The 14273-nt window shown below is 41.7% G+C and carries 9 protein-coding genes; 2 read left to right on the top strand and 7 right to left on the bottom strand.

Translation table 11 applies throughout. The features are described from left to right. The first annotated feature begins 106 nt into the window (after positions 1-106). Positions 107-3061 carry a hybrid sensor histidine kinase/response regulator gene (locus tag CA600_RS09445; RefSeq protein WP_256989795.1) on the top strand — a complete coding sequence of 985 codons (2955 nt, stop codon included), beginning with the start codon at positions 107-109 and terminating at the stop codon, positions 3059-3061. Positions 3062-3147: 86 nt separating this feature from the next. Next, a complete protein-coding gene (locus CA600_RS09440) occupies positions 3148-4302 on the top strand; it encodes a response regulator (RefSeq protein ID WP_094869953.1) in 1155 nt (384 codons plus the stop codon). A 115-nt stretch (positions 4303-4417) separates the two neighbouring features. On the opposite strand, the gene CA600_RS09435 is transcribed toward CA600_RS09440, so the two are convergent. The 7 genes from CA600_RS09435 to CA600_RS09405 all read right to left on the bottom strand — a co-directional run bounded on the left by CA600_RS09435 (position 4418) and on the right by CA600_RS09405 (position 14273). Beyond that, complete coding sequence (locus CA600_RS09435) at positions 4418-6166, bottom strand: glycoside hydrolase family 35 protein (RefSeq protein ID WP_094869952.1); 1749 nt, start codon at positions 6164-6166, stop codon at positions 4418-4420. Between the two features lie 30 nt (positions 6167-6196). After that, entirely contained in the window at positions 6197-7858 is a 1662-nt protein-coding gene (locus tag CA600_RS09430; RefSeq protein ID WP_094869951.1) for a DUF4091 domain-containing protein, read from the bottom strand. After that, positions 7855-9138, bottom strand: coding sequence for a Gfo/Idh/MocA family protein (locus CA600_RS09425; RefSeq protein ID WP_094869950.1), 1284 nt, complete (start codon positions 9136-9138; stop codon positions 7855-7857). Before CA600_RS09425 ends, CA600_RS09430 begins: the two co-directional genes overlap by 4 nt. A 52-nt stretch (positions 9139-9190) precedes the next feature. After that, on the bottom strand, positions 9191-10084 hold the full coding sequence (locus tag CA600_RS09420) for a carbohydrate ABC transporter permease (protein ID WP_094869949.1): 894 nt from the start codon (positions 10082-10084) through the stop codon (positions 9191-9193). A gap of 9 nt (positions 10085-10093) precedes the next feature. Next, a complete protein-coding gene (locus tag CA600_RS09415) occupies positions 10094-10984 on the bottom strand; it encodes an ABC transporter permease (protein WP_094869948.1) in 891 nt (296 codons plus the stop codon). Positions 10985-11073: 89 nt separating this feature from the next. After that, positions 11074-12807: an extracellular solute-binding protein gene (locus CA600_RS09410; protein WP_094869947.1), complete on the bottom strand. Its 1734-nt coding sequence runs from the start codon at positions 12805-12807 to the stop codon at positions 11074-11076. Between the two features lie 125 nt (positions 12808-12932). After that, positions 12933-14273, bottom strand: coding sequence for a response regulator transcription factor (locus CA600_RS09405; RefSeq protein ID WP_094869946.1), 1341 nt, complete (start codon positions 14271-14273; stop codon positions 12933-12935).

Raw genomic sequence — 14273 nt, 5'->3', positions numbered from 1 at the left:
ATTTCTTACTATACTTACTGGATTTCGCTTCCTATGGGTTTGGGCTTCGCCTCATGTTATACAACCACAATTAGTCAAAGGAGTTCTCGATTTACGGAATATAGAATTGAATCAAGACAAGCTCCTTACCTTAAAAGGCCAGTGGGAATTCTATCCTAATACGCTGCTTCCCACTTTTAATAAAGAATCTCTAAACAAAGCTCCCCCTAAAAAATATATACAAGTCCCGGATCAGTGGAACGATGCCATTCATAATGGCGAAAAGTCTGCTTTTGGCTACGGCTCCTATCGGTTACGGATTCTTGTAGATAAAAATGAAAAGCAGTCTTATGGCATACTTATATCCGGGGTTCAGACTTCTTCGGAAATATATATCAATGGTGAACTACTAGGAAATTCAGGTTCTCCCTCTGCCAATAAAGAAGACTATATTGCTCGTGTATTGCCTTACTCCGTATCTTTTACAACGGATAAGACTGAGATTGAAATTGTGATTCATGTAGCCAACTACTCTTTATCTCATACAGGCGGTATTTTTAAACCCATTTTATTGGGTAACGAAAAAACTTTAACACATCAGCGGATCGTTTCCATAGGCCTTCAACTGTTATTATGTGTAGTACTTCTACTTCATGCAGTCTATGCAGCAATATTATATACCATTGGTCCGCGGCAAAAGATGTTGATCTATTTTTTTCTTTTGGTATTTTCCGCTATAACTACTGTACTTATTGATGATGACAAGCTTTTGCTGTATATGCTTCCCTTAAACTACCAATGGAGTTTAAAGCTATTAATCATATCTAATATTATGGCTTTTATATTCATCTTACTGACAAGCAAGCAACTAATGTTCAAAAATTTAAAAATTAAAAGCGTTCGGATCCTGACCAGCATATCCCTGGTACATATCCTTTTCATAATGCTCTGTCCCGTTGTCCGTTATTACGAAGTATTTACACCTATTTTTATCATCAATATAATCGTTCTATCTTCAGAAGTTGTAGTTCTCTTTCTGAAATCTGCACTTAAAAACCACGATGGCTCTATTTTTCTATTGCTATCAATCTTAGCTATCGTTAACAGCACCCATTGGGGGTTGTTCAAAAATTCCGATCTGGTTAACGTTACTTATTATCCTTTCGACCTAATTATTGCCTTTTTATGCTTTGCGACTTTTGGGTTTAAGCGTTATTTCTGGAATACTAAGCAGACTGAAAATCTGGCACAAAGCCTGCAAAGAACCGTTACGCAAAAGGATGATTTCCTAGCTAATACCTCTCACGAGCTGAAAAATCCGCTGCATAGCATCATTAATATTGCTGAAACCGTCTTAGACAGTGAGAGAGACTCATTAATGCATCAGAACGCAAATAATCTAGAACTGCTAATTACCGTCGGAAGACGTATGTCTTTACTGATAAACGATCTTCTAGATCAATCACAGCTTCGTGAGAGCAACATTCAATTACAGTTAAGAAATGTTCCAATTCAATCCGTAGTTGTTGGCGTACTCGATATGCTCAAGTTCCTAACGGAAGGTAAGCATATTGCACTAATCTCAGAGATTCCTGACTCATTTCCATCTATTGTGGCAGATGAGAAAAGACTCATTCAGATTTTGTTCAATCTGCTTCAAAATGCTGTGAAATATACGAGTGTAGGCTCAGTTAGGGTCCATGCGGATATTCATAAAGGTGTGGTGCGCATCCATATTACGGATACTGGCATTGGAATGAACGAGGAAACACAGCTCAGAGCCTTTCAACCCTATGAACAGGGTGACTCAAGCGTGACAGCAATAAGTGGTGGAATTGGATTGGGGTTAAGTATTTGTAAACAGCTAGTTGAACTTCACGGTGGAGAGATTAGTGTAAAATCTTCACTTGGGAAAGGCTCTACTTTTACTTTTACTATGCCTCTATCCGATTCAAGCATTCAAAAATTCAATTTAGAATCCTCAACAGTGACTGAATACACGGACAAACTATCTCATATTACGCTATCCGAAATTAACAATACATCTGCTACTTCAACGGATGGAAGAAGACCTAAGATTTTGGCTGTCGACGATGACCCGGTTAATTTGAAAATCCTTACTAGCGTACTATCCATCAAAGACTATGAAATGGTTACGGTAACCAGTGGAATCGATGCTTTAACAAAACTGGATATTGATCAATGGGATTTAATCATTACAGATGTAATGATGCCCCAGATGTCCGGCTATGAATTAACACAGAGAATTCGTGAACGTTTTACCATAGCTGAGCTTCCTATTCTACTTCTGACCGCACGTAGCCAGCCGGAAGATATCTACACCGGATTTGTTTCGGGCGCGAACGACTATGTAATGAAGCCTATGAACGCTATGGAGCTAAGAGGACGGGTCCGTTCCTTAACAGATTTAAAACAGTCCGTAAATGAACGGCTTCGCCTGGAAGCAGCGTATCTTCAAGCGCAAATACAACCCCATTTCTTATTCAACACATTAAATTCTATATCAGCTCTGGCATCTTTTGATACACAGCGTATGAGTCACCTCATTGATGCCTTTAGCTCTTATTTACGTTTAAGCTTTAACTTCTTGAACGCTGAGCCGATGATACCGATTGAACATGAGCTTGAGCTTGTCCGCGCCTATCTGTACATAGAGAAAGAGCGTTTTGAGGACAGGATGACCATCAACTGGGATGTAGCAGAAAATCTACATTTTCAGTTACCTCCCTTGACCATTCAGCCACTCGTTGAAAATGCCGTTAGGCACGGTATATTAAGCCGCTCCAAAGGAGGTACGCTTTCAATATCGATCAAAGAACTAGCTGATGACATCGAGATTACAATCGCTGATAATGGTAAAGGCATGACTTCCAAACAACTTCAGCAACTGCTGGGCAGCCAGTCTAATGTAACCCGAGGGATTGGATTCCTTAATACACATAAACGCTTGTTACGTGTCTATGCTAAGGGTTTGCTAATTAAAAGCAAGGAAGGGCTAGGCACTTCAGTAAGCTTCATAATCCCTTCTGAAAAAAGAAATATGAATCGCAAAAATACCTAGTCACAGACAAACTATAATGAACCGAAATAAAAGTAATCATATATTGTTTTTTGCTAAAAAATACTATATTGAGTGGTGGAATAACAATGATTCAAGCAGTATTGGTGGACGATGAACGCCTTGCTCTCGTAAAGTTAGAATTCATGTTAAAAGAAATGGAAGCTGTTCATATCATCGCGTCCTATACAGACCCGGTTCAAGCTATACAAGAAGCTCCAGCCTTGGAGCCTGACGTTATTTTTATTGATATAGAAATGCCTGAAGTGAGCGGACTTCAGGCTGCCGCAATTCTGCAAGAGGTCTGTCCAAACGCTAATATCGTTTTCGTGACCGCATATAACCAATATGCAGTGGAAGCCTTTGAGTTAAATGCGATTGATTATATTTTGAAGCCCGTGCGACATGACCGTTTATTCAAAACAGTACAACGCTTGGAGGACAGATTGAGGTTTGCACCAAAAAGCACTGAGGTAGTACAAGAACTAACGATTCGTTGTTTTCAATCGCTGCGTTTTGAACGAGGAGGACAACCTTTAAACAATCTCCGTTGGAGGACTTCTAAGGCACAAGAATTGTTTGCTTTCTTGCTTCATAACCGCAACCGATTCGTCAGTAAAGATACCCTGATTGACCTACTATGGCCAGATTTCAACCTTAAAAAGGCTTCTACCCATCTCTACACAACCATTTATCAAGTACGGCAATGTTTAAAGCAAAGTGAGGTAGATCTGCATATCAGCAACGTTAGTGGCGGTGAAGGGTATACGCTTGAGACCGGGCCGCTTCTAATCGATGCAGCCCAGTGGGAGCACAATATTCTTGCACTCGAATCCATCGGAGAGGACAATTATGCAGAACATCAAAACGTATTTGAACTTTATTCAGGGGATTATTTTGGAGATTACGACTATTTGTGGGCAGAGGGCGAACGACAACGTCTGCGCACCATTTGGCTACACCATGCTATGGGAATGGCCCAGTTCTATATCGACAACAACAGAGTTCCCGAAGCTGTCACCGTGTATCAAAAGGTAGTACAGCTTCAGCCCTACTTTGAACAAGGACATTTAGGGTTAATGAAGGTCTACGACAGTATTGGGGAACGATCCGCTGTGGAAGAACAATACAAGAATCTGACGGACTTATTGAAAGGCGATCTTAGTATTGGCCTTCCTGCCGTTGTTCAAGATTGGTATGAACAATGGGAACTACATAACCTTAGAATACGCAGCAAGAAATAGTTTCTATTTATCAAAGACACCCGGATCTATTCGGGTGTCTTTATTGTTACGATATATTAATTGCTGCGTTTTGAAACTGCTAGTGATATTCTTACAAGCTACAAGCTATGCCCTATTATCCTAATTCCGGTAGATCTACGAAGGTAACAGCGGTATCTGAAGTGCTGTGCAATTCAAAGATGACAATTTCATTGTCGCCTTGCTTCAATAAAGGTCCCGGCACATACATTGTTTTCTGTGGTCCGATATTCCAATAGCGTCCAAGGTTGAACCCATTAATGAACACGACGCCTTTAGTCCATCCTTCCATGCTCAAGAACGTATCACAAGGTTCATCCACAACTAAGGTGCTGCGGAAGAAGCTAGGTTCCACTTGCTTGAATAGACCTTCAAACTGCAGACCAGATAAATCTGTTAATGGCAACGTATACGTCGTCCATTCTGACAGAAACTGCCGTCCATACCTTACCCCTTCGGTAATCCCCTTACAATCTCTCATATAAGGACCATAGTTGATGCGTCCTAAATTCTCTACAAGTATACTAACATGCAGCCCTTCGGCCGGAACCTCGAACTCTAATTTTACCTCTGGCTCTACACGATCTAAGGTTGCAGTGAGTTCTCCATTCAGAAAGACTAATGCACGATCATGTAAATCCTGGATGAAGAACTCCTCTTTGGGACGAGGTCCTGTAAGGAACGTACTATAATGAATAAACCCATAATCCTGACCCCATTTCTCCATCGGTTCAGGGTATGCAGAATGAATGGGTACAGAAATGCGATTCAAGTTTGCGGTAAGTGAAGCTTGCTCCTTCATCTCTACTCTTCCATATGCTCTCTTAGCAACAGGAGCTGGCAACTCAACGGGTCCGAGATCTGCATATTTGGAGATCACTTCACGAACTGCATAATATTTAGCTGTTGGCTCACCGGATTCACTCAGTAATGAATCATAGTCATAACTAGTAATTGTTGGTTCATAGCTGTCAAACGTATGCCCATTCGCTCCGTTGTAGAACCCAAAATTAGTTCCGCCATGGAACATATAGAAATTAACGGATGCGCCTAAACTAAGTATCTCATCCAATACCTTTGCTACATCCTCAGCCGGACGCGTATGATGCTCCTCACGCCAATGATCAAACCAGCCGTTCCAATATTCCATACACATGATTGGAGCCTCTGGTTGGTATTCACGGAGCTTGTTGAATGCTTCTACTGGACGTGATCCAAAGTTCACCGTCTCCAGCACACCTGGGACCATACCTCCCTGTAACATCGCGTCTTCAGGTCCATCGGAAGTGAATAGTAGTACATCTATCCCACGGGAAATCATGCTGTCTTTTAAATGAGTCAAATAGCGCTTGTCATTGCCGTAACTACCGTACTCATTCTCAATCTGCATAGCAATGATCGGGCCACCATTTGTACATAACAGTGGTTGTAATTTGGGGAGCAATACATCATAATACGCATCTACATGATCTAGAAATGGTTTATGGTAGCATCGAAGACGCATATCCGAATCCGCTAGCAACCAAGATGGCAGTCCACCAAATTCCCATTCTGCACAAATATAAGGTGCGGGACGAACGATGACATGCAGACCCAAATCTCCTGCCAGTTCAATAAACCGGACTACATCTGCCATACCTTCAAAATGAAGTTGGCCTTTCTTCGGCTCGTGTAAATTCCATGCCACATAGGTTTCAACCGTATTGAAGCCGCAAGCTTTTAATTTGATAAGACGGTCTTCCCAATGTTCCGGCAGAGTCCTAAAATAATGGATGGCTCCTGAGATAAGCCGTATCGCCTGATCGTTATAATAAAAGGAAGATCCTGAATAATGAAAAGTTGCCATATTCTCAACACCTCGTAATGGTATGATCACTTAAGTAGAATAACTTGCTATCGCTTGATTGATCCGCTCTCTTGCCTCTAAGAGCCATGTTCCATGATCCCTCGGGTATACAGAGAAGGTCAACGATGTGCTCAGACCCTCTTCCATAATGGCTATCGTTGCTTTCTTGCCAATTTTCTGCTCAAGTAATTCTAGTGCGCGCAAATCCTGCAACCCTTCATATAGAACTTCCAATCGAATGGATTCAATCGGGCCTTCTTCTCCCGGATAGACCAAGTAGGCATCTCCTGAGGGAAATGCATGCTCAGCGTCAGTCGTACGATAAGGGTCCAGCTGCTGATTCAATGAATATTGCGAGTACCAGAAGTTATAACCCCAATGCAAGAAGCCCTGTAATCCGAATTTATACAATTGAAACCCGATTATACGATTTCTAGCAGACGGCATGTTGAAAAACCGGTTGGATACTTGTTCACCTTGAGCGCAGCAATAGTACGTCCAAAGGTCTGGAACCTGATGTTCTAAGAACGGTTCAATATGCGTATTCGCAGGAATCGGCCTTTTCACCAGGCCCTGTTCATACAACTCCAATTCAGACAATGCGTCCATGATCGGATAACTTGATAAATGTTTATAAATGATCTCACTTGCAGCTCGGTACGATTCCAAATGTTCCTCTCCTGGTTCATCTGAAATATGGAACCAGCTTTGCTGGTCTATACCCTGCTCTTTCAAATATTGATCTAAGCAAGGTAAAAATTGATCCAAGAAACTATGGTATTCCGGCGAGGAGGCGTCCGTATCCCAGCCGAATAGTTGCTGATCTTCACCTTGAATGGTTACCATTATTTTTGGTGCACACTTTGCACCCCATTGAGTGAATAAATGAGAGAACTCAAAGTATTTGAAGCCAAGCCGGCGGCACATCGATACCCAACGAGTAAGCAGATCAAATCCGAATTCATAACGATCTCCCGCTTTAGTCACGGATATCAATTGAACCGTTGGACGTACTCCACCAATGGCTGTATCCAAAGGCGGTGTAAACAACGGAGTTAAGATCATGTTCATGCCATGCTTAACCATCGTATCTGCATAGAGTTCTATAAGGTCCCAATGCGCTTCACTAAATACTTTGACACCATACTTTGTAGCAAGACAATCCACATGGAACCATTCCGTATGAATTAACTTTTGCGGCGGTAGTGTTGCAGGGATGACGGTTAACTCGAATACATCCGATTCACCTAACATCTGCCCTTCAGATGATTGGAAGAGGACCTGAATAGAACGAAGCCCCGTACTCATTGATTCATCCAAGGTTATCGTCACCCATAAAGATCGCCATTGTCCCGGTATCGATGAAATAGATTGTTGATCCAGCGTATACAATGGATCTGGATATAATCCCGGCGTAGTTCTTAGCACATCTTCATCATGATTTTTGAAACAAGGCATTTCTGAGGGAACAAGTCCAACGGATCTTATACATATTAGATCTGGAAGCGATGATTTTATCTCTACTTCAATATTCTTTAGAAGTGTATCTGAGGTATAAGCAACTTGGAACGAAAATGTTTCTCCAACAAGTGCGGTTGCACTGCGATAGGATTCATGATTTGGCACTTCATCAGCAAATACCTTAACCAACGAACTTAATAACATCGTCTGAAATGGCTGCGGAGCATTCATCGTTGCTTCACCTCTTCATCTTTACAGACACTTTGTGCAAATTCTTTCAGAACAATACTGTTACCCTCGATGCGGGATTGCTCTGCTGCAAAAGCCATAAGGTGACTTTGAATGGAATGATTCGCTGATGTAAGACCTTGAATCTTCCCTTCCGCTCGAACCAGCTTAACAAAATCTTTGATTAACCCCATATCGCCGCCGCCATGACCCACATGACCACCTGCATTTTCGAACGAAATTCTCTCTACCTTACCGCTGCCAAAATGGATCACTTCAATTTCATTCTTCTCCATCGCACCGCGAATTTCTCCCGTGGTACCCATCAGCTTGAGGGTACGACTAACATCTTTGGTAAACGCGCTCATTGTAAATGCTATAGTTACGGAATTAGCAAATTCTAGATTTACCACTTGATGGTCGACGACATCATTATCACAATGATAGACACATCGTCCATAAGGTCCTTCCTGAAGAGCATTCAGGCGGGCTTCATAGCTTGGATCATCGCTAATTGCCGATGTAGGCCAATCTGTATCCTCCGTCAAATATTGATCAGGAGCATAATAGAGACATTTATCTGATGCTGGGCATCCATCTGTGCAACGTAGCGGGGCTCCTTCCGGCGCTTCACTAGATTTGAAATGAGACAGTGAGCCAAAGGAAGACACTCGAACACATTCTGAATCTGTTAACCAGGAAAGAATGTCCAGATCATGACAGGACTTAGCGAGAATCATCGGACTGGACTCATCCTTCTTGCTCCAATTCCCTCTTACGAAGCTATGAGCTTGGTGCCAGTAACCCACGTTCTCATTATGTTGAATGGACATCAATTGTCCGATCGCACCACTCTCCAGCAGTTCCTTGATCGTTGAGAAGAAATTGGTATATCTCAATACATGGCATATCGAGAAGACACGGTTCACTTTAGAGGCCATTTCCCCCATAAGTACACATTCCTTGGCATCAGGGGACATCGGCTTTTCTAGTAGCACATGATACCCTGCCACCAGTGCTTTCATTGTCGGCACATAATGCTGATTGTCTTGGGTACAGATAAATACCGCATCTGCTACTTTCGGGGACGCGAAAAAATAATCCCAATGGGTAAAGCACATGTCATCAGCCAGCTTATGTCTTGCCTTAAATTTATTTCTCCGCTTCGCATTCGGCTCTGCAACAGCTACTACTTGAAGCTCATCGGGGTGCTGAATCGCATATTCTGAATAATTAATTCCCCGCAGGCCCGCTCCAATTAAAGCAACAGTGACTTTCTTCATCGCAATCTGCTCCTTCATATGAGACTTTATGCTATGTCTTTATTCTATTTCTTTATTCTTTAACACTACCAACCGTCATTCCTTTTACGAAATACCTTTGTAAGAATGGATAGACTACCATAATTGGCAATGCACCCATGAATATTTGCGCCGTTCGGATTGTCTTCTCACTCAGATTCTCCATCACCTTGAGCTGCTCAATGGACATCGATGACATCTGGGCATTGATAGACATAATCAAGGTAGAAAGATAGGTCTGTAGTGGATAATGTTCAGGTGAATTCAGGTAAAGGATACCGTCAAACCAAGCGTTCCAATGCCCAACTATGGTGAATAACCCAATCGTTGCGATGGATGGAAGGGATATCGGTAAATAAATTTGCCAAAGTACTCTCCAATGTCCGGCACCATCAATCGTAGCCGCTTCATCCAATTCTCTTGGAATAGATCTGAAGAAGTTAAGCATCAGAACCATATTCCATACATTCAATGCACCTGGTAAGATAAGCGCCCAAATGGAATCGATTAAGCCTGTATTTTTCACAATGATATACGTCGGAATTAAGCCGCCTCCAAAAAACATCGTAATCGCGAATATCCATACATATACGGTTCTAAATTTAAACTGATCATTCGATTTGGAAAGCGGATAAGCAGTAATAAATACTAGAAACAAGTTAACTACTGAACCGAGCACTACTCGTTTTACGGAGACTCCCAAGGAACGAAAGAACTCTACCTTTTCTCCTAAATATACATAAGCATCCCAGGAAAATCCGACGGGCCAAAGCTTCACTTCTCCAGCCATCGCAGCTGTATTCGAGCTAAGTGAGATGGAGAGTAAGTGTACAAATGGGATAATGCCGAGTATGGTAATGAAAGTTAACAACAGCGTATTGAACACGATAAATAACTTTCTGCTGAATGATTGTTTATGTAGCACCATCTCCACCTCCTAGAATATGCGGTAATTATTAAATTTGTAAGCTGCATAGTAAGTTGTTGATACCATAAATAAAGATATTATCGATTTAAAGAGACCCACTGCTGCCGCAGGTCCAAATTGTTGGCTGAACATTCCCAATCGATAGACAAATGTATCTATTATATCTGCGCCGGCATATACAGTTGGGTTATACATAATCAATATCTGCTCAAAACCTGCGTTAAGAATACCACCGAGACCTAATACACTAAGTAAAATAATAATCGGTGCTATACCTGGAAGCGTAATGTTAAGCATTTGCTTCCATTTTCCTGCACCATCTACCTCCGCCGCTTCATACAGCGTCGCGTTAATTCCTGTGATGGCAGCAAGCATGATGATCATATTGTAGCCCATGCCTTTCCAGACATCCGAGCCAATGATAATCCCCCTGAACCAACCATTATCAAGCATGAACATGATAGGTTCTAAGCCCATAGAGGAAATTAAGCCATTAATAGGTCCATTCAGAGAGAATAATTCAATAATGACACCCCCAAGGACGGTCCATGAAAGGAAGAACGGGAGGAAAATGGCGGATTGAATAAAACCTGCGAACCATTTCTTAGTGATCTCATTTAATAATAAAGCTAGAATAAGCGGGACAAGCAGAGACAACACCATTTTGATGATGGCAATGACTAGCGTATTCCACAGCACTTGCTTGAAATCCGGTAAATTAAATACATAACGGAAGTTATCTAATCCCACAAAATCGGATTTGAAAAAACCGGATAACGGCTCAAACTCTTGAAACGCCATAACCAGACCGGCCATCGGTCCGTAAGCATAAATCAGTGTAACAATCACACCCGGTATTAACATGATATGAAGCGGAAATTCATTCTTCAGTGATTTCATAGATGCCCTCCTCACCAACTTACTCATTTTAAAACGGGAGGTGAGTCGGCTCACCCGACTCACCTCACCCGCTTTCTTGTCCCTATGATTTATTTCGTAGCTTCCGTGCTATACCATTCATTGACCTCATCAATAATTTCATTACCGCCAAGTGCCTTCCAGCTATCCACGAATTTATCGAAATCATCAAGAGAACCGCCCATGATAATCTTGGTAAAGGACTCTTGCATCAATTTATCCAGCTGACCGCCCTTTTCCACTACTGTTGGTGTAGGAAGACCATAAAACTCGTTGTATACAAATTGTTGATTTTCTTTAATTTGTCGTGTTAAGCCCCAGCCACCGTCTTTTGCAGCCCGGCTATAATATTGCCCCCAGTTTACACCTTTGGTAGCGTTAGATGTGTCGCCTGCCAGGAAGTCCTTAGTCGCTTTGAATGTATCCGCAACGGTCTTATAATTTGCATCGTCTATTGTAATTTCAGTCTGATTAGCATCAAGCGCTTTGTTCACTTCGTTGTAAATCGTATCAATATCAACAGGGTTGGCAATCCGTGGGTTAAACCAGTTGTATACATAGCCATCTGCCGCTTTGTTCTTATCCTTGTATTTCTTATTACCAACTTCGATGTAGAAATTGAGCATCTTAATCGCTGCTTCTGGGTTCTTCATCTTTTTGTTCACAACGAAAATTTTATTGCTGCGGATTTTTGGAACGAGTGATTTAGCTGGACCATCAATCCCTGGAAGTTGAATTGCAATCCAATCCGCCTTGGGATCTTTGTCTACGCTGGAGTTAAGCGGCCAGTTCGGATACCACCACTCTCCGTAGGAAATACCCACTTTACCTGCAGTCAGATCTTCTACAGCCTTATTCTCATCCTTTAGTGCAAACTCTTTATCAATAATTCCATCTTTATACCAGGCTTGTAGCTTACCAAGTGCAGTCTTCACTTCAGGTTGAATCAATCCCGGTAACAATTTGTCATCGTCGCCTTTAATCCAAGCCGATTGTTTATCTCCAACGGAAGGATAAGCACCAAATCCATTAAAGAAACCTCTGACATCAAATCCCCAGAAGAAGAGATTCTTTTGTATGGCTAAACCATAGGTGTCATTCTTACCATTCTGATCTGGATCATTATGTGTAAATGCTTGTGCAACTTTCTCAAGCTCATCAATCGTCTTCGGTGCCTGTAAACCTAGATTATTAAGCCAATCTTGACGAATCCATAACAGCTGTGTGGATAAGAAGGGATCTTCAAATGCAGGGATACCTAATTGCTTCCCCTCCGCACTGAACGTTTTCATCGCAAATCCACCATCTGAGTCCATATAAGCCTTTAGAGCTGGTGAAGCATATTGTGCATAAGCATCTGTCAGATCAGCAAGCATATCTTGCTTTTTAAGCTTCTCATAGTTCTTCTGATCAACTTCTATCACATCGGGTAGATCCCCTGATGCCATGGCAAGCGAGAACTTTTGCTCGAACTGGGCAGAGGGAACGGTCCATTTGTATTTCACTTCAATATTCATCATCTCTTTGAGATCTTTCAGGTAGGCATTTTGTTCCGGTGTTATTCCGCTTGGAGTTCTGGGATCTTCTGGTGGATTATATCCGAGTATTTCTGTAACAGTAACCGTATCAGGGTATTTCCCTAATGGATCAGGTGCTGTCGCGCTGTTTGTGGCACTATTCGTAGTGTTTTCCTTAGGCGTAGATGGTGCATTCGCATTTCCATTTCCTTGACTTCCGCATGCTGACAATAATGAAAGAATCATCGTTACTGATAAAACCATTTTCCATGATCTCATTTTCTTCATCTGAATGCTTCCCCCCTTTGTTTGCTGCAATTCTTGTAGTTAATCAATGTTCCTAGTTAATATTTTAGTCACAGAGGAAACCGCTTTCAATTTCGTTTTTTTTACATCACTTTCACTTTATTTACTCATTTTGAATTTCGGTATTCCTGTGGAGATAAGCCCATCTTCCGTTTAAAGAATGTTGTAAAGTAGGATGGTGATTCAAAACCGACCCGGATAGCGATTTCATTTAGTTTCAGAGTTGTATTCTTCATCAGCTGCAGAGCAACATGCAGCTTCGTCGACTGGATATACTCTAATAAATTTTGACCTGTCGTCTGTTTATAATAACGAGATAAATAGGACGGATTAAGATGCACCTCTGCAGCAATTGAGGTAAGCGATATATCTCCAGATAGGTTCTCCTGCACAAATTGATGAATTTGTTCAATGATTAGCGTCTTGAAATCTTCCTGCTCGATTCCTCCAGCTTTGTGCATCGTATCCTCTAGTTGACTTAGTTTCTCAAGGTCTAAGATAAGCATGTGCTGACCTAATAAAGCTCTCTTAAGAATCATAGAACGTACTGCTTCAACTTGAAGATGGATCGATTCCCAATGGTTAAGTAAATCCCCCGATATCCCGAATGAAACGCAGACACTTAGCAGCTCATCACACTCATTCTGTACAGGCTCTAATATCCCTCTCATATAAGCAACGATTCCAGACCAATTTACCCCTTGATCAGAATAGTCACTACGAAAGCGATTCAGCAACCCTTCATCTGGTTGAAGCAGCCATAGGAATACACGATCATCATAAATCACTTCTTCACATGCAATAGATGCAGGCAGGTGATCATGAAAAATACGCTGAACAGACGGAGGCATTTTAAATTTTGGATCATCTAATCGATCTAAGATACCAACAAGAAAGAACGAAGGACGATCTAATGCAATGCCGAACTCAACATCCTTGTAACGTACATTATTGAGTATAGAAGTAATAGACTCCCCGCTCAGCACCCGCTCCATCAGCTCTCTCTTTAGGAAGGAACTAGCGATTTGATAGTGCATTTGCGCCTTCTCCAATTGAAGTCTGCGACGGTTCTCCTCGTCTAGCTTGTCGACTGCTGCCTTCACAGCTTGGAAAATAGGTTCAATTCCTTCCGTTTTCAGAATGTAATTGTCCACATTCTTACGAATCGCTTCGTATACATAATCAAATTCACTGTATCCTGTAAGGAAAATCACCCGGCATAATGGCCAATAATAGACGATTTCGTCCACGAGCTGGAGACCATTCTTTTGAGGCATACGAATATCGCTAACCAAAATATCCAGTTTCGTTTTCTTAGCAATTTCAAGAGCTTCGCTTGAGGAGTAAGCTTTTCGTATATCCAGTTCAAATTCTGAGTTATCCTGAAACAGTTGGACTAATCCATTCACAATCACAGGCTCATCATCTACGATTAGTAATCTATACAT

Source organism: Paenibacillus sp. VTT E-133280, assembly GCF_002264385.1.
Taxonomy (GTDB): domain Bacteria; phylum Bacillota; class Bacilli; order Paenibacillales; family Paenibacillaceae; genus Paenibacillus_AQ; species Paenibacillus_AQ nitricinens.
Note: the sequence above shows the minus strand (reverse complement) of the source record. Positions and strands in the feature narration are given on the sequence as shown.

Coding starts and splice junctions, on each gene's coding strand:
- CA600_RS09440 (WP_094869953.1), top strand. CDS start 3,148: ATGATTCAAGCAGTATTGGTGGACGATGAACGCCTTGCTCTCGTAAAG.
- CA600_RS09435 (WP_094869952.1), bottom strand. CDS start 6,166: ATGGCAACTTTTCATTATTCAGGATCTTCCTTTTATTATAACGATCAG.
- CA600_RS09430 (WP_094869951.1), bottom strand. CDS start 7,858: ATGAATGCTCCGCAGCCATTTCAGACGATGTTATTAAGTTCGTTGGTT.
- CA600_RS09425 (WP_094869950.1), bottom strand. CDS start 9,138: ATGAAGAAAGTCACTGTTGCTTTAATTGGAGCGGGCCTGCGGGGAATT.
- CA600_RS09420 (WP_094869949.1), bottom strand. CDS start 10,084: ATGGTGCTACATAAACAATCATTCAGCAGAAAGTTATTTATCGTGTTC.
- CA600_RS09415 (WP_094869948.1), bottom strand. CDS start 10,984: ATGAAATCACTGAAGAATGAATTTCCGCTTCATATCATGTTAATACCG.
- CA600_RS09410 (WP_094869947.1), bottom strand. CDS start 12,807: ATGAAGAAAATGAGATCATGGAAAATGGTTTTATCAGTAACGATGATT.
- CA600_RS09405 (WP_094869946.1), bottom strand. CDS start 14,273: ATGTATAGATTACTAATCGTAGATGATGAGCCTGTGATTGTGAATGGA.